This is a genomic window from Microbacterium faecale, from assembly GCF_014640975.1.
GTDB classification, from domain to species: Bacteria; Actinomycetota; Actinomycetes; order Actinomycetales; family Microbacteriaceae; genus Microbacterium; species Microbacterium faecale.
The window spans coordinates 2474896-2488634 of the sequence record NZ_BMHO01000001.1 but is presented as its reverse complement, the minus strand read 5'-3'; the positions used below and the strand labels follow the sequence as shown (position 1 = coordinate 2488634).

The following is a 13739-nucleotide window of genomic DNA, read 5'->3' as shown; positions in this document are numbered from 1 at the left end:
CGTTGCACCTTCTGACCGTCTTCTCCCACCCGGTCGCCGCCTCGTATCCCGCCGCGGTGATGTCCGCTTTCCACGAGCCGTTCCATGAGGCCGGGCACTCGATCGACGTGCTCGACCTGCATCGCGAGGGCTTCGACCCGCGGTTCACCGTGGAGGACCACTCGCACTTCTGGGGCGGCCCGGTCCCGGCAGATGTCGCCGCCATGCACCGGCGCGTCGAGGCGGCCGACCGTCTCGCGTTCGTTTTTCCGGTGTACTGGTGGTCGATGCCGGCGCTCATGAAGGGGTGGGTCGAGCGCGTCTTCACCGGGGGATGGGCCTACCAATATGGTCAGGGCGTCGACGATCGCGGTAAGAAGTCCCTCAATGGTCTTCTGCCGAGCGTGCCGACCGCGCTCGTCGCCATCGGCGGATCCAAACGCTCCACGTACGACAAGTACGGCTATGACGAGGCCATGCGCACCCAGCTCGACGTGGGTGTCTTCGCCTACTGCGGGATTCGCGACGTCGAGAGCCATCTGATCTATGACGTCGAGGGTGACCACAATGCCGCCACCCGCGCTGCCGGTGTGCGGGATGCGCGCCGCATTGGCGCGGACTTCCTCTCGCCGGATCGCGTGCCCCGCGATGCGAAGGCCGAGCACCTTCGGGTACGCCGGGCTGCCAAGGCCGCCTGACGCAGATCGACCCGGCCCGCGGCTTCACCTTTCATGACGTCTGTCCTCTGACGCAGGTGTGGGCCGTCGGGCGGCGGCAGGTAGTCGTGCTTAGTCCCGCGCAACAGCGTCTGACTTCTGACCAGAGCTCATGACGGCCGAGACGAATGCGCCGCCGGCGCGTGATGTGTTTGCGTACCGGAACTCGGTGGAGTTCCGGTTCGACGTCCGATTCCGGCTGGCCTTCCCTCGACACCTCACGCTCGCCACGGACGGCGATCAGGGGATGATGGTCGCGGGTCCTGCGATGAGCGCGGCGTGGTCGAGGGCTTCGACTTCGATGCGGCTGGTGCGGCCCATCTCTACGCCCTGCAGGATGGTGAAGCGGTCTCCGGCGGCGGCTCGCCCGAGTGCTTTCAGGTAGCCGGCGAAGGCCGCGGCGGCCGAGCCCGTGGCAGGGTCTTCCACCACTCCGCCCCAGGGGAAGGGGTTGCGAGAGCGCCATTGGTTCGGTCCGTCGGGGGCGATGAGCTGGATGGTGACCCAGTTCTGCGCAAGGCAGAGGGTGCGCAGCCCGTCGAAGTCATAGTCGAGGTCGGCGAGCTGCTCCACGACTCGGGCGACGAGGACCGGGTGGTGGTTGCCACCGAATCCGACCGCTGGTGGGTAATCGGGGTGCAGGTCTTCGCGGGACCAGCCCAGGTGCTGCAGGAGGGCGTCGAGTAGCACTTCATCGATCGGTGAGCTGGATACCTCCGTGCTCTGGAACGCACCGAGCGTGCGTTCCCCCTCGTGCCTGGCGGAGGCGTGGATCGCCCCGACTCGCGTGCGCAGGAGGTAGTCCCCGGGGCCGAGGGCGTCGCCCAGCGCGACGGCCGTGGCGATCGTCGCGTGGCCGCAGAAGTCGACCTCGGAGTCCGGCGCGAAGTAGCGGACGGACAGCCCGTCCTCAATGGGATCCAGGGGAGAGGTGACGAAAGCCGTCTCGCTGTACCCGACGTCCTTGGCAATGCTCTGCATCTGCGCGTCGGACAGCCTCTGGGCGTCGAGCACGACGCCGGCGGGGTTCCCGAGGGCGGGGCTGTCAGCAAACGCGGCGTAGCGGGAGATGGCGGCGGGCGCGGTCATGTTCGGTCCGTTTCGTTGCTGGGTGCGATGACGCGAGGAGGTCTGTGGCGAAGCAGGGAATGGGGTTCCGTCACCCGTGGGGAGTTCGAGGAATCGGACGGGAGGACCTTTCCCATCCTCGTGCAGAGCGGCGGCACTGACAAGCGTGCGACGACCGCCGAGTACGCAGCGTCACTGCTTCGGCGAATGCTGGAACGTCCGTCGGTAGACGGTCGGCGCAACGTCCATGGCCGCGTGGAAGTGTCGGCGCAGCGACGCGCCTGTGGCGAAGCCGACCTCCTCGGCGATCCGGTCGATGGGGAGGTCGGTGCTCTCCAGCAGATGTCGGGCCCGGGCCACCCGCTGCCCGATGACCCACGCGCCGGGGCTCACACCGACCTCCGCGGTGAACCGGCGCGAGAAAGTCCGAGGGCTCATCCCCGCCCGGCGAGCGAGGGTCGCGATGTCGAGGGTGTCCTGGAGGTGCTCGATGGCCCAGCTGCGCGCGGGCGCGGTGCCGGCGTTGCCGGTGTCCGGGACAGGCTGGTCGACGTACTGCGCCTGCCCGCCGTCGCGGAACGGCGGGACGATGCATCGGCGCGCCACCGCCGCGGCTATCTCGCTGCCGTGGTCCGTGCGGACCAGGTGGAGGCATGCGTCCACGCCCGAGGCGGCGCCTGCCGAGGTGAGGATCCGTCCTTCTTCGACGAAGAGAACGCCGGGGTCGAGCTCGACCCGCGGGAACCGTCGTCGGAAGCGGTCGGCGAGGTTCCAGTGGGTGGTCGCCCGACGGCCGTCCAGGCTCCCCGTCGCGGCCAGGATGAACGCACCCGTGCAGATCGAGACGACGCGTGCATGGGCGGGGATGCGGTCCAGGGCTCCGGCGACGACGTCCGGGAGCTCCTCGGGGATGTTCGGCGGTGCGATCGAGTCGATCACCACGATGTCGGCTGTCTCCAGGAGCTCGGGACCGTGCGGGACGTCGATGGTGAAGTCCGAGGCCGTGCGGACGGGGCGGCCGTCGGCGCTGCAGGTCGAGACCTCGTACAGCCCGTCGGTCGCCTCGAGGATGCGGCTGGGGATGCCGAGCTCGAACGGGTAGACGCCCTCGAGCGCGAGCACCGCCACCTGCTGGATCTTCCCCGAAGAGATAATGGCGCGATCGTATCGAACGATGACCTTCTTGCCATGTCGGATGAGCACCGGACCCGGCAGGCTGGGAGCATGACCACGTCACAGACCATGCGAGCTGCCACGCAGCATTCCCTGGGAGGCCCGGAGGTCCTCGAGATCGTCGAGGTGCCACGTCCCGAGCCCCGTCCGAACGAGGTCCTCGTGCGGGTGCACGCGGCGAGCCTGAACCCCACCGATTGGAAGCATCGTGCGAACGGCGGATTCCTCGGCGCACCGCCCTTCGTTCTGGGCTGGGATCTCTCCGGCGTCGTGGAGGCCGTGGGCGTCGGCGTCACCCGCTTCCGGCCGGGGGACGAGGTGTTCGGCATGCTCCCGTACCCGTTCGGGCACGCCGCCCACGCCGAGTACGTCGCGGCTCCCGCGCGGGTCTTCGCGAGGAAGCCCGAAACGCTCGACCACGTCCAGGCGGCGGCCCTGCCGCTGGTGTCGCTGACGGCGTGGCAGGCCCTGGTCGAGAATGCCGACCTCGGACCCGGGCAGCGCGTGCTGATCCACGCCGCCGCCGGCGGGGTGGGGCACGTGGCCGTACAGATCGCGAAGGCCCGCGGCGCGCATGTGATCGGCACCGCGAGCGGCGCGAAGCACGACGTCCTGCGCGAGCTGGGCGTCGACGAGGCGATCGACTACACGAGCCAGGACGTCTCCGAGGTCGCAGAGGGGGTCGATGTCGTGCTGGACACGATCGGCGGCGAGACCTCGACCCGCTCGCTGCGCACCCTCCGGCCGGGAGGGATCGTCGTCTCGCTCCTCCCCGTCGGCTCCGAGGGCTTCTTCCACGAAGCGGAGCGGCTCGGCGTCCGCGCGGCGAGGATGCTCGTCGACTCCTCGCGTGCCGACCTGCAGTCAATCGCGAAGCTCGTCGACGGCGGGCTGATGCGGCCGATGATCGCCGAGACAGTCCCGCTCGAGAGAATCGCCGACGGGCATCGTCTCGGCGACACCGGCCGCACCACGGGCAAGATCGTCGTCACCATGGTGTGAGTATTCGGCCGCCGGCCAGGCCTCAGGGAGAGGTCGGCGCAGGGCGCTCGAGCAGACCGCGCATCTTCGTCACTGAAGGACCTCGTCGCTGAGCACCACGTGGACCGTGAGCGCGTAGAGGCGCACAAGGAGCGGGGTGCCTGAGTCCAGACATCTCTCTCCATCGCGATGCCGTGGAGTTCGGGTTCAATGAGCAGTCAGCGCCGGGGCTTCAGCTCGAATGCATGCCGACGTTGATCACATTTCCTGATCCATCGCGATAGAAGAATCGCGTGACTCCCCATTCCTCCTGCGTAAGCGGGTGTACGATCTCGACTCCTGCTGCGACAGCGCGGTCGTAAGCGTCGTTGACGTCGTCGACGAAGACGGAGACATCGGGGTTCTCAGGAGCCGTGGCATCTGCCGCGACGATGCTCATCTGATGGCCCTCGGAATCGGCCAGAGTGACGATCCAACCGTGGTCCATCACCACTTCGAGCCCCAGGGTCGTGGCGTGCTCTCCTACCGTTCGGCGGAGGTCTGACGCACTCAGGCCGGGGACGATCCTTTCGATGATCATGACAGCATCTTCCTTGAGCACGGGGCCTCGAACAAGAGGTTGGTCCGTGCCGGAACTCGGTGGAGTTCCCGTTCGATGTGCAGTGCCAGATGCGCTGGCTATGCGCTGATCTCGTGAGAAGGGAGCACGTCATATCGCAGCTGGACCATGCCATTGTCGAATCTCTGTTCATGCTGCAGGTCCAGATCGAGTCGGAGATCCGGCAGGAACCGCAGCCCGCCGCCGACGACGACGGGGCACAAGAGCACGTCGATCCGGTCGACAAGACCGTGTCGAATCGCGTGTGCTGCCACAGTTGGTCCGTCGATCGTCACGTTTCCTTGCGCATCAGCCTTCATCTGCGCGACCTCTTCCGGGTCGAACCGTGTGCGCAGCTGCGTATGCGATGTGTCGACTGCTTCGAGAGTGCGGGAGAAGACCACCTTGTCCGCTTTTTGCCAGATCTGTGCGAACTCTGTGGACTGCGGCGACTGCTCGATCACTTCGGGGTTCGTCTCCCAGACAGCCATCGTCTGGTACATCCGACGACCGAGCAGATAGGTGGAGACCCTCGAGTGCTCGTCGTTGATTGCGGCAAGAACCTGCTCGTCAGGCCTGGCCCACGAGGTGAACTCGCCCGCGGCGTCTGCGACAAAGCCATCAAGCGACACCTGCATGGAGTACACCAACGTGCCCATAGCTCTCCTCAGACTGATTGCGAAACAGGATCAGTTAAAGGCTACGTAGACTGATCGCGTGTTGCAACCAGATGGCGTGGAGATGCTGCAGGTCGGACAAGGCCGATCCGGATGCCCGATCAACATGACGGTCGAAGTGCTCGGCGACCGCTGGAGTCTCGTTGTGCTGCGCGACATCATGTTCGGCGACCGCCGGCGTTTTCGAGAATTGCTGAATCATTCCGAGGAGCGGATTGCCTCCAATGTGCTGGCGAGCAGGCTCAAACGCATGTCGGACGTCGGCCTGCTCGCGCGACATGGCGATCCGACTCATCGCCAGAAGGTCGAGTACCGCCTCACTGAACCCGCGATTCAGCTGGTGCCGGTGATGGCGCAACTCGGTGACTGGGGCGCCCGCTGGCTGCCCACCGCTGCAGAGCTGACCGTCCGCGCGGAATTGCTGGCAGACGGCGGACCTCGACTCTGGTCGCGTTTCATGAGCGAACTTCGGGAGGTGCATCTGCGTGGCGGCGTCTTTCCCGAGGATGGCGTCCTGGCTGAGCTGACCGCCGCGTACGAGCGCGTCGCATCAGCGCACAGGTAGTCGGCGCAGGTGGCGGCCGCAGGTGTCTCTGCATGCCGGAACTCGGTGGAGTTCCGATTCAACGTGTGAAACGTGCACTTCCGCGGTGCCCGATGAGCGCGCTATGCTGAACTCAGCGTCGCGTGTCGGTGGCAGTCCGTGTCAGGCATGGAGGCGTGGGACCCGGAAGAGGTGGGCGATGATGACGCCCCTCCCTCCGCCCTCACGTGACTGAGGGTGAGAAGACCAGGCTGGTGGCCTGGAGCGATGAATTGCGTCACGTGCACGCGCGCTTGCGCGAGGCGCTGGTGATGACACAAGAGGCGGTTGCTCGTGGCGATCCCGAGGTTGCGGCGAGCCGTGATCTGCTGTTGTTCTGCCACGGTTTCTGCAGTGCGCTCACGGGGCATCACGTGGGTGAGGACCGGGACTTGTTCCCAGCTATCGCAGCTGAGCATCCCGAGCTGCGCGAGACGTTGCGCAAGTTGAAACAGGATCACTCGATGATCTCGCACCTAGTGAGCGGGTTGCAGGCCGTCATCGAAGCGAGATCGTCGCCCGAGGAGCTGCTGAAGCACCTTGAAGGCATCGCGGCGATCATGGAGAGCCACTTCCGATACGAAGAGCGGCAGCTGCTCGTCGTGCTTGAGACGCTCGCGCTCGATGCCGATCCTCAGCGCGTGCTGGGGCCGCTCTGAAAGGTTGCCGACCGCGACGACGACCCCGCTGGTGACCACAGCGCTGCGGATGGGACTGCGGCAGCGTGGTAATGGTGGTCATCCCACCCGGTGCTGGCACCCGCATTAAGGGCGGCAGAGATCCGAGGACGGCTCATCCGCAACTGGTTCGAGGCCGTCGACGGCAGAGTTGCCCTAGAGTACGTGATGAGTGACCAGCGCATGCAGGTCGCCTGACGGCACACGTTATTCGGCTACGAAACGTGGTCGAGTTCCGCTTCAACGTTTAGTTGCCCGGTTCATTGATCGCGCCGTGCTGCATGCTTGCGGTAGATCTTGACGGCGGCGGCGACGCGAGGGTGCGGGTCGTCAGCAAGCAGGTCTGCAATGACAAGTCCACGCGCGACGTCGCCATCTGATCCTTTCTTGATGAACCATAATGGCGCGGTGATCGCAGACCGTCGTCGAAGTGGGTCGTCGGATCGTGCAAGGTCTTCGAGGACCCTAAACTCGATCACGTCGCTTAGGATCGGCCACCCGATTACCCGGGGTGCTGCTCGATCAACCATGTCCCATGTCGTGATGGCGTGGTGGTGGTCGAGATAGATTGCGGCGAGGTCCTCACGTTCCTTGGCGGAGAGGCGCCGACGGGCGCGAAAATCGAGGATGCAGAATGCGGCGAGGCGCGGCTCATACGCAGGATGGATGAATAGTCTTTCGAGTTCTGCTGCGGGGATGTCGGTGGCAAGCTTCGCCGTCGCGAACAACGTGCTCATCCGGACACCGATGACCGATTCATTAGTTGCGACTCGGGTTCGAATCCGCTCGGTCTCACGTGGGTCCGACGCGTTCTGTAGTGCCGTGACGAGCTCGTCAGCAGTACTCAGACGCCTTCGCATGGCAGGATTTTAGCAAGGGCTTCAGGGCTGCGTCTTTAGCCCAGCGCGAGCAGCGGGGCAGCGTTAGATCCTTCATGGCGATCCTAGGTGGCGTTGCACATTCGACAGATACTTCGACCGGTCGGAGCGATGGGCACGCCCGCCCGTCCAGCCCGCTAACGTTGTTCCGTGCCGGAACGTGGTTGAATTCGGATTCAATGTCTGGTCAGTGCAATTCATTGTTCTCGTGTGGTTGTGTTGGGGCGCGATGGCGCTACGGACCTGATCGTCCCCGACGTGTCATGATCGAGTGATGGATCACTTCGACAGGCTCGTCGACCTGGGCGAATCAGCAGACGTGTCGGGCTGGGACTTCTCCTGGCTTGATGGGCGCGCGACCGAAGAGCGGCCGCCGTGGGGTTACGCTCGGCAGCTGTCGAAGCGTCTGGGGAGCGCGTACGCGAGCCTCGACATCCAAACGGGCGGGGGAGAGGTTCTCGCCGAGGCAGAGGTCTTCCCTCGCACAGCGGTGGCGACCGAATCATGGCCGCCTAATGTCGCGAAGGCGGCTCGAAAACTGCATCCGCGAGGTGTCGTGGTGGTCGCCGACCCTGATGAGCCTCCCCTTCCATTCGCCAATGATGCGTTCGATCTCGTGACGAGCAGGCATCCAGCGACGGTCTGGTGGACCGAGATCGCGCGAGTGCTGCGACCGGGCGGCACATACTTCGCTCAGCACGTCGGTCCGGAGAGCGCGTTCGAGTTGATCGAATTCTTTCTGGGCCCGCAGCCGGAAGCCCGACGCGGCCGCCACCCCGACGACGAGGCCGCCGATGCCATCGCAGCGGGGCTCGACATCGTCGACCTACGCACGGCGACGCTTCGCATCGAGATTCGTGACGTCGCGGCCGTCGTCTATCTCTTGCGGAAAGTGATCTGGTGGGTGCCGGGCTTCACGGTCGAGAGGTATCGGGAGCGACTTCGTGACCTGCACGAGATCATTGAACAGCAGGGGCCGTTCATCGCTCATTCGACGCGTCATCTCATCGAGGCGCGGAAACTGCCACGGTGAGTCGGATCGCCACGCGGAAAATGTATGAGATGGCACCTCGGTGCCGGAACTCGGCGGAGTTCAGATTTAACGTCTAGTCGAGTTCCAGCCGGACGCTTGCCGACCTCACACGACGGCACGGAGGCGGCCCATCCCGTGGTGTGGTCATTGCGCAGGAGTAGCGTAGTGCGCATGGACGTCACGGCAAGGATCGGGATGGCCGAGATTGCGCCGGATGTCTGGTCGAGGACCTCTCTGCGTCCTCACCGTGCAGATCAGTTCACGGTGCAGTTGCCCCAGCTGATCGATGCTCCAGCGGAGGCCTGGGCGCGCGCGATCTTCGGCGACGTGCCGGACATCGGTCAGCGGTTCATCTTTCAAGCGCTGCTTCGTTACCCGCTCGCCCGCGGACCATCGCCATCCACGATCGCAGGGTGGCCGATCATGGACCAAGGCGACACGTGGGTGCGCCTGGAGAACTGGTCTTCGTCGACGATCTGCCACCTGATCGTGAGCGCCGACAGCGCGAGCGTTTCGCTCACGACGCTCATGCACTACCGCAAACGTTACGGAGCTTGGGTCTGGGGACCGCTCTCGCGTGTTCACCGACGTTTAGCACCCGGCCTGTTGCGTGACGCCGTCCGTACGATCGGCGTCACGGGGTAGCGAGGGTGGTCTCGACATTACGTGCAGCTCGGGCCGGGAGTGAGAGGTTATTCAGCTACGGGACGTGGTCGAATTTAGATTCAATGTATAAAAGTCCTGGTCAGGACTGATTTCTTGACCGTGCCAGTGGCGCTGTAGTGTTTCATTTCAGCATCTGTGGTCACGCTCAAGAGGTGCTTCTCTGACCGGAGATGCACCTTGTGCGGCGAGCCCATCGAGTCGGTTGAAACCAGGAGAAGTGTATGCGCACGCGAGTAGGTGGTCCCGAACAGTTGCAGTCGAACTACGAGCTTCGGCTCGAGCGGCGGGCGCTGCGCGACAAGGTCGCTGCGATCACACCGCCGAAGGTCGCATGATCTCTGGGGTGACCGGCTCGGAGAGTTCTCGTCTGATCATCATCCGCGGGAACTCGGGCAGCGGGAAGTCGCATTTGGCGCAGGCGATCCGAGCTGAGCGACCGCGCGGCGTGGCGATCATCGGCCATGACGTGCTTCGGTGAGAGATCCTCCATGTTCGCGACCATCCGGGTGCGTTGAGCGTGCCGTATATCGATCTGTCGGCGCGGTTCGCGCTCGACAATGGTCTCGACGTCGTGATCGAGGGCATCCTGCACTCCGAGAGCTATGGCGAGATGCTCACTCAGCTGCGAAAGGATCATGCTGGTCTGACTCGCTGCTACTACTTTGAACTCGACCTCGAGGAGACGCTTGATCGGCATCGAACGAAGGCACTGGCCGCGGAGGTATCGGAGGCCGTTGTGGCGTCCTGGTACCGCAGTGCAGACCGGGTCGTCGGCTTGGAAGAGTCAGTATTCGATGCCACGGTGAGCGCTGCTGATGCTCTGCAGCAGGTCCTCGCGGATGCGAGGTGGAGCGAGACTCTCGACATCGGTTCATGACTGGCACTTGTGATGCTTTCCCGACAAGGTGCCGTCGAGTCGGACTCCATCAGCGGTTGCTCTGTACCGGAACTCGGTCGATTTCCGTTTTGCGCTGTAGCCTGTGGCCGGTGTGGCGCGCGGTCGGCGGATTGCTCTAACGCGCCGCATCTGCTCGATCGATTCCGCCGATAGCCTGAACGTTCCGAGAAGACCGGGGGTGGAGTGAGTTCTGAACATTTGGTAGTGGTCCGCCGTGGTACGCCAGCAGATGTTGCTGCCTTGGTCGATCTGCGGGCAGAGATGTTTGAGGCGATGGGTGTTGACGCGTCCGATGAGTCTTGGCGTCGGGCTGCCTGTGAGTGGTTCGAAATGCGGCTCGACGATCCTGACTTCGGAATCTTCGTCGTCGAGGAGGGTGGCGCTGTCGTGGCCTCTGCCGTTGGGGCCATTCGTGACGCAGCGCCTTCGCCGTCGTGTCCTGCAGGGCGCGACGTGCTTATCAACAACGTGTGCACGGCTCCTGTGTACCGCGGGCGCGGGCATGGTTCTGCGGCGTTCGACGCGGTCCTAACCTGGGCGCGCAGGACCGGCGTGCAGCGCGCTGAGCTGATGGCCACCGAGGGTGGTAGAAGCATCTATGAGCGGGCCGGCTTCGTTGAGATCGGTTCGGCTGCCATGAGGGCGATGTTGTGAAGGTGGTCGGCGCGCACCCGGTGCTTCGGTGCGGCGCAGCCTCTTTCCACAAGGATCGAGAGTCACCGAGCCTAAAGGTCCGCTAACCGTGGTGACGCGGTGAAGTTCCGCTTTGACGTCTGGTCGTGTTCCGGCTCGACCACTGGTCGGTTGAGGGTCTGGACGACCTGCACCAGGTGTCCGTCGGGGTCCTCGACCCACGCGATCAGCAGGTGGTCGAGCCACGGCTCGGGAGTCTGGACGGGCTTCGCGCCGAGGGCGACGAGGCGTGCGTAGCCTACGGGAGCATCGTCGGTCCAGAGGATCACCGCCGCGGACGTCCCGCCGGTCGTGGTCCCAGCGCCTGCCGCAGCGCCTTACGGGCATGGTCTCGGTGTCAGCCCGTCGTCGCGCACAACTCATCCAGGATCACCGCCTTCGCGCCCTTGGACGCCGACCGATACCGGATCGCCACCTGCCGGGTGACCGCCTGCCTCTGCGCCATCATCAGCCCCACGCCTCACGCTCGGCCCGCCGACCGTCACCACGGCCCAGGACTTGACCGCAGGAAGTTCCTCGCTTCAGGAGGAAGCACTGAGGCATGCGAAGTACGTGGGCGCGTCGGCGGAGGTCTGGGGCAACCTGCGTGGCCACTTGAAATCGAGCGCCGAAGATACGTCACGGGGCGGCCGCGTCTGGAGTAGGCGGCGGGCGGTCGGCGCAGCCGGGTGGCCTCGCTGTTCTAGCGAGGGCTCAGTCCGGCAGAACTACGCCGACCCTCGATTGTCGAGCTTGGAGGCATTGAACCGAGCCTTCTTTTGACGGTTGCCGCATGTGTTCATGTCGCACCACCTCCGGGTGCGGCTTCGGCTGACATCGAAGAAGGCCGCTTCGCACGATGGTGACGCGCACAGGGCCAGGCGTCCGTCGCGCGCGCCTGCGAGGATGCTGATCGCATCCGCGGCGATCACACTGAGGGCATCGTCCAGGGGAGATTTCCGGCTGAGTTGCCACGCTCGTTTGCCCCCACGCGTCAACATCGCGACGGCGTGACCGCGGGCGCTGCTGTCGTTGATGACCTGGACAGCAGAAGTAGGCGGGTTGTCTTGAAGGGCAGCTGCTGTCGCCGCCAGGTGTATCGACTCTCTCAGGCCCAGAGCGAGATCATACTGACCTGTTGTGCATGACTCCACGAAGAGGTCGTGCAAGGCCAGCCAATCGACGAGTCGTTGCGGTGTGGGAATGCGTTCCACCGAGCTGCCGCGGCGCTCGGTCAGGGTGGCCGTGAAGCTGGTCGCTAGGACGCTGCCGAGGCGAAAGTCAGGGAGCTCTGAGCGCATGGAACCACCATAGCTGGTTGTGACCCAAGGTGAGGAGGTGGTAGAACCGGTTATGACGGTTCTGCGACGATCAGGAGGCCTATGAGACGCCCAACTAGCGAGGTGCGGGCTTTCAGGCCGCGTGCAACTGATGCTGACCTGGATGACCTGCGCGCACGATTGGTCGCGACGCGACTTCCCGAGGCTGAGACGGTGTATCGGGCTGCGCCTGATCCTCGCCGATGGGAGCAGGGCGTTCCTCTCGGCGACATTGTCGATGTTGTGGACTACTGGCGCAGCGAGTATGACTGGCGCTCCTTCGAAGACCGACTTCATCAGATCGGGCAGTTCCGGACGACCGTCGATGGTCTCGGAATCCACTTCCTGCACCGCCGATCCTCACGCGCGGATGCCACCCCGCTCCTCCTCACGCATGGTTGGCCGGGCAGCATTGCTGAGTTCGTCGATGTGGTGGATCAGCTGACGCAACCGGTACACGCCTCTACGCCAGCATTCCACGTCGTGATCCCCTCGTTGCCGGGGTTCGGATACAGCGATCAGCCGACGACGACGGGGTGGGGAGTCGGCAAGATCGCGCGTGCGTGGGTGAAGCTGATGGGTAAGCTCGGCTACCCCGAGTTCGTAGCCCATGGTGGCGACTGGGGAGGTGTGGTCACCACTGTTCTCGCCGGTCTGTTCCCGAAGCAGGTGCTCGGAATCCACACGACGTTGGCGCAGGCGCCGCCCGGCTTGGCGGCCGAAGGTTTGTCGGCCGGCGAACGTGCCTGGGTCGAGGAGACTCGCGCCTTCTGGCAGACTCGCGCCGCGTACGCGAAACAGCAGTCGACTCGGCCTCAGACCATCGGCTATTCGCTCGTTGACTCGCCGGTTGGCTTGCTTGCGTGGATCCTCGACAAGTTTGCTGAATGGACGGACACCGACGACAGCCCGTTTGAGACAGTTTCCCTGGATCGGCTTCTCGACAATGTCACCTTGTATTGGCTGACACGGACCGGAGCATCGTCAGCCCGTATCTATTACGAAAGCCACGGCGGTGTGAACGCGTTCGATACCGAACTTCGAGTCGACGTCCCGGCGGCAATCAGCGTCTATCCCCGCGACATCGAGAAATGTCCCCGTGCGTGGGCGCAGGAGCGTTATCGGCAGATCGTTCGATGGGGAACGCCCGAGCGTGGGGGACATTTCCCTTCGCTAGAGGTCCCCGACTATTTCGTGGAGGACCTGCAGCAAGGCGTCGCGGCAGTCTTGGCCGCGGGCAAACGCTGACCGTACTCCCACCGAGCGGTCGGCGTGAGGTCGCAGTGGCACAGCCCGCCCCTGGTGTGGCCGTCTCGCAGGAATAAGCTGGTGATGTGGACGTCACTGCAAGGATCGGGACGGCCGAAATCTCGCCGGATATCTGGTCCAAAACCTCTCTGCGCCCTCATAGTGCGGATCAGTTCACGGTGCACTTGTCGCAGCTGATCGATCATCCGGCGGAGACCTGGGCGCGGGCAATCTTCGGCGACGTGCCCGACAGAGGGCAGCGGTTCATCTTCCACACACTGCTTCGATACCGGCTCACCGGCGGCCCATCGTCATCCACGATTGCCGGGTGGCCGATCGTGGGAAGAGGCGAGACGTGGGTGCGCTTGGAGAACCAGTCTGCGTCGACCGTCTGCCACCTGATTGTGGACACCGACAGGGCGAGCGTTTCGCTCACGACGCTCACGTACTACCGCAAAAGTCTTGGAGCCTGGGTCTGGCGACCGCTTTCGCGTGTCCACCGCCGTCTCGCGCCCGGCCTGTTGCGTGACGCCGTCCGGGCGATCGGCGTCACGGGGTAGCGAAGAGCGGTCT

At 64.6% G+C, this 13739-nt stretch carries 17 protein-coding genes and 1 pseudogene; 11 read left to right on the top strand and 7 right to left on the bottom strand.

Annotation, left to right across the window (positions count from 1 at the left end):
- The first annotated feature begins 2 nt into the window (after positions 1 to 2).
- Positions 3 to 677: an NAD(P)H-dependent oxidoreductase gene (locus IEW87_RS11895; protein WP_188712406.1), complete on the top strand. Its 675-nt coding sequence runs from the start codon at positions 3 to 5 to the stop codon at positions 675 to 677.
- 258 nt (positions 678 to 935) lie between these two features.
- On the opposite strand, the gene IEW87_RS11890 is transcribed toward IEW87_RS11895, so the two are convergent.
- Positions 936 to 1784, bottom strand: coding sequence for a PhzF family phenazine biosynthesis protein (locus IEW87_RS11890; RefSeq protein WP_188712405.1), 849 nt, complete (start codon positions 1782 to 1784; stop codon positions 936 to 938).
- A gap of 171 nt (positions 1785 to 1955) precedes the next feature.
- Positions 1956 to 2966, bottom strand: coding sequence for a GlxA family transcriptional regulator (locus IEW87_RS11885; RefSeq protein ID WP_229731128.1), 1011 nt, complete (start codon positions 2964 to 2966; stop codon positions 1956 to 1958).
- Positions 2967 to 2987: 21 nt separating this feature from the next.
- On the opposite strand from IEW87_RS11885, the gene IEW87_RS11880 reads away from it, so the two are divergent.
- Positions 2988 to 3938: an NADP-dependent oxidoreductase gene (locus IEW87_RS11880; protein ID WP_188712404.1), complete on the top strand. Its 951-nt coding sequence runs from the start codon at positions 2988 to 2990 to the stop codon at positions 3936 to 3938.
- A 211-nt stretch (positions 3939 to 4149) separates the two neighbouring features.
- Here IEW87_RS11880 and IEW87_RS11875 read toward each other — a convergent pair whose 3' ends face one another.
- Together IEW87_RS11875 and IEW87_RS11870 are read right to left on the bottom strand one after the other, a co-directional pair.
- Complete coding sequence (locus tag IEW87_RS11875; protein WP_188712403.1) at positions 4150 to 4497, bottom strand: VOC family protein; 348 nt, start codon at positions 4495 to 4497, stop codon at positions 4150 to 4152.
- 98 nt (positions 4498 to 4595) lie between these two features.
- Complete coding sequence (locus tag IEW87_RS11870; protein ID WP_188712402.1) at positions 4596 to 5174, bottom strand: dihydrofolate reductase family protein; 579 nt, start codon at positions 5172 to 5174, stop codon at positions 4596 to 4598.
- Between the two features lie 58 nt (positions 5175 to 5232).
- Here IEW87_RS11870 and IEW87_RS11865 point away from each other — a divergent pair, with 58 nt between their 5' ends.
- Together IEW87_RS11865 and IEW87_RS11860 are read left to right on the top strand one after the other, a co-directional pair.
- Positions 5233 to 5757, top strand: a complete 525-nt coding sequence (locus IEW87_RS11865) for a winged helix-turn-helix transcriptional regulator (RefSeq protein ID WP_229731127.1) — start codon at positions 5233 to 5235, stop codon at positions 5755 to 5757.
- A gap of 233 nt (positions 5758 to 5990) precedes the next feature.
- Entirely contained in the window at positions 5991 to 6434 is a 444-nt protein-coding gene (locus IEW87_RS11860) for a hemerythrin domain-containing protein (protein ID WP_229731126.1), read from the top strand.
- Positions 6435 to 6712: 278 nt separating this feature from the next.
- Here IEW87_RS11860 and IEW87_RS11855 read toward each other — a convergent pair whose 3' ends face one another.
- Entirely contained in the window at positions 6713 to 7312 is a 600-nt protein-coding gene (locus tag IEW87_RS11855) for a DNA alkylation repair protein (RefSeq protein ID WP_188712400.1), read from the bottom strand.
- A 292-nt stretch (positions 7313 to 7604) separates the two neighbouring features.
- Here IEW87_RS11855 and IEW87_RS11850 point away from each other — a divergent pair, with 292 nt between their 5' ends.
- From IEW87_RS11850 to IEW87_RS11830, 5 genes and pseudogenes are all read left to right on the top strand, one after another.
- Positions 7605 to 8363: a class I SAM-dependent methyltransferase gene (locus IEW87_RS11850; RefSeq protein ID WP_188712399.1), complete on the top strand. Its 759-nt coding sequence runs from the start codon at positions 7605 to 7607 to the stop codon at positions 8361 to 8363.
- Between the two features lie 171 nt (positions 8364 to 8534).
- On the top strand, positions 8535 to 9008 hold the full coding sequence (locus tag IEW87_RS11845; protein WP_188712398.1) for a hypothetical protein: 474 nt from the start codon (positions 8535 to 8537) through the stop codon (positions 9006 to 9008).
- Positions 9009 to 9280: 272 nt separating this feature from the next.
- Positions 9281 to 9364 (top strand): annotated as a pseudogene (locus IEW87_RS11840) (HigA family addiction module antitoxin); the annotation flags it as partial.
- Between the two features lie 176 nt (positions 9365 to 9540).
- On the top strand, positions 9541 to 9906 hold the full coding sequence (locus tag IEW87_RS11835; RefSeq protein ID WP_188712397.1) for a P-loop NTPase family protein: 366 nt from the start codon (positions 9541 to 9543) through the stop codon (positions 9904 to 9906).
- Positions 9907 to 10167: 261 nt separating this feature from the next.
- Entirely contained in the window at positions 10168 to 10581 is a 414-nt protein-coding gene (locus tag IEW87_RS11830) for a GNAT family N-acetyltransferase (protein ID WP_229731125.1), read from the top strand.
- Positions 10582 to 10652: 71 nt separating this feature from the next.
- Here IEW87_RS11830 and IEW87_RS11825 read toward each other — a convergent pair whose 3' ends face one another.
- Positions 10653 to 10889: a VOC family protein gene (locus IEW87_RS11825; RefSeq protein WP_188712396.1), complete on the bottom strand. Its 237-nt coding sequence runs from the start codon at positions 10887 to 10889 to the stop codon at positions 10653 to 10655.
- A 438-nt stretch (positions 10890 to 11327) separates the two neighbouring features.
- A complete protein-coding gene (locus IEW87_RS11820) occupies positions 11328 to 11900 on the bottom strand; it encodes a CGNR zinc finger domain-containing protein (RefSeq protein WP_188712395.1) in 573 nt (190 codons plus the stop codon).
- 81 nt (positions 11901 to 11981) lie between these two features.
- Between IEW87_RS11820 and IEW87_RS11815 the strand changes: the two genes are divergently transcribed.
- Both IEW87_RS11815 and IEW87_RS11810 read left to right on the top strand, forming a co-directional pair.
- Positions 11982 to 13166 carry an epoxide hydrolase family protein gene (locus IEW87_RS11815; RefSeq protein WP_188712394.1) on the top strand — a complete coding sequence of 395 codons (1185 nt, stop codon included), beginning with the start codon at positions 11982 to 11984 and terminating at the stop codon, positions 13164 to 13166.
- A gap of 86 nt (positions 13167 to 13252) precedes the next feature.
- Positions 13253 to 13726: a hypothetical protein gene (locus IEW87_RS11810; protein ID WP_188712393.1), complete on the top strand. Its 474-nt coding sequence runs from the start codon at positions 13253 to 13255 to the stop codon at positions 13724 to 13726.
- Positions 13727 to 13739 lie beyond the last annotated feature (13 nt).

Coding starts and splice junctions, on each gene's coding strand:
- IEW87_RS11890 (WP_188712405.1), bottom strand. CDS start 1,784: ATGACCGCGCCCGCCGCCATCTCCCGCTACGCCGCGTTTGCTGACAGC.
- IEW87_RS11880 (WP_188712404.1), top strand. CDS start 2,988: ATGACCACGTCACAGACCATGCGAGCTGCCACGCAGCATTCCCTGGGA.
- IEW87_RS11875 (WP_188712403.1), bottom strand. CDS start 4,497: ATGATCATCGAAAGGATCGTCCCCGGCCTGAGTGCGTCAGACCTCCGC.
- IEW87_RS11870 (WP_188712402.1), bottom strand. CDS start 5,174: ATGGGCACGTTGGTGTACTCCATGCAGGTGTCGCTTGATGGCTTTGTC.
- IEW87_RS11855 (WP_188712400.1), bottom strand. CDS start 7,312: ATGCGAAGGCGTCTGAGTACTGCTGACGAGCTCGTCACGGCACTACAG.
- IEW87_RS11850 (WP_188712399.1), top strand. CDS start 7,605: ATGGATCACTTCGACAGGCTCGTCGACCTGGGCGAATCAGCAGACGTG.
- IEW87_RS11845 (WP_188712398.1), top strand. CDS start 8,535: ATGGACGTCACGGCAAGGATCGGGATGGCCGAGATTGCGCCGGATGTC.
- IEW87_RS11820 (WP_188712395.1), bottom strand. CDS start 11,900: ATGCGCTCAGAGCTCCCTGACTTTCGCCTCGGCAGCGTCCTAGCGACC.
- IEW87_RS11815 (WP_188712394.1), top strand. CDS start 11,982: ATGAGACGCCCAACTAGCGAGGTGCGGGCTTTCAGGCCGCGTGCAACT.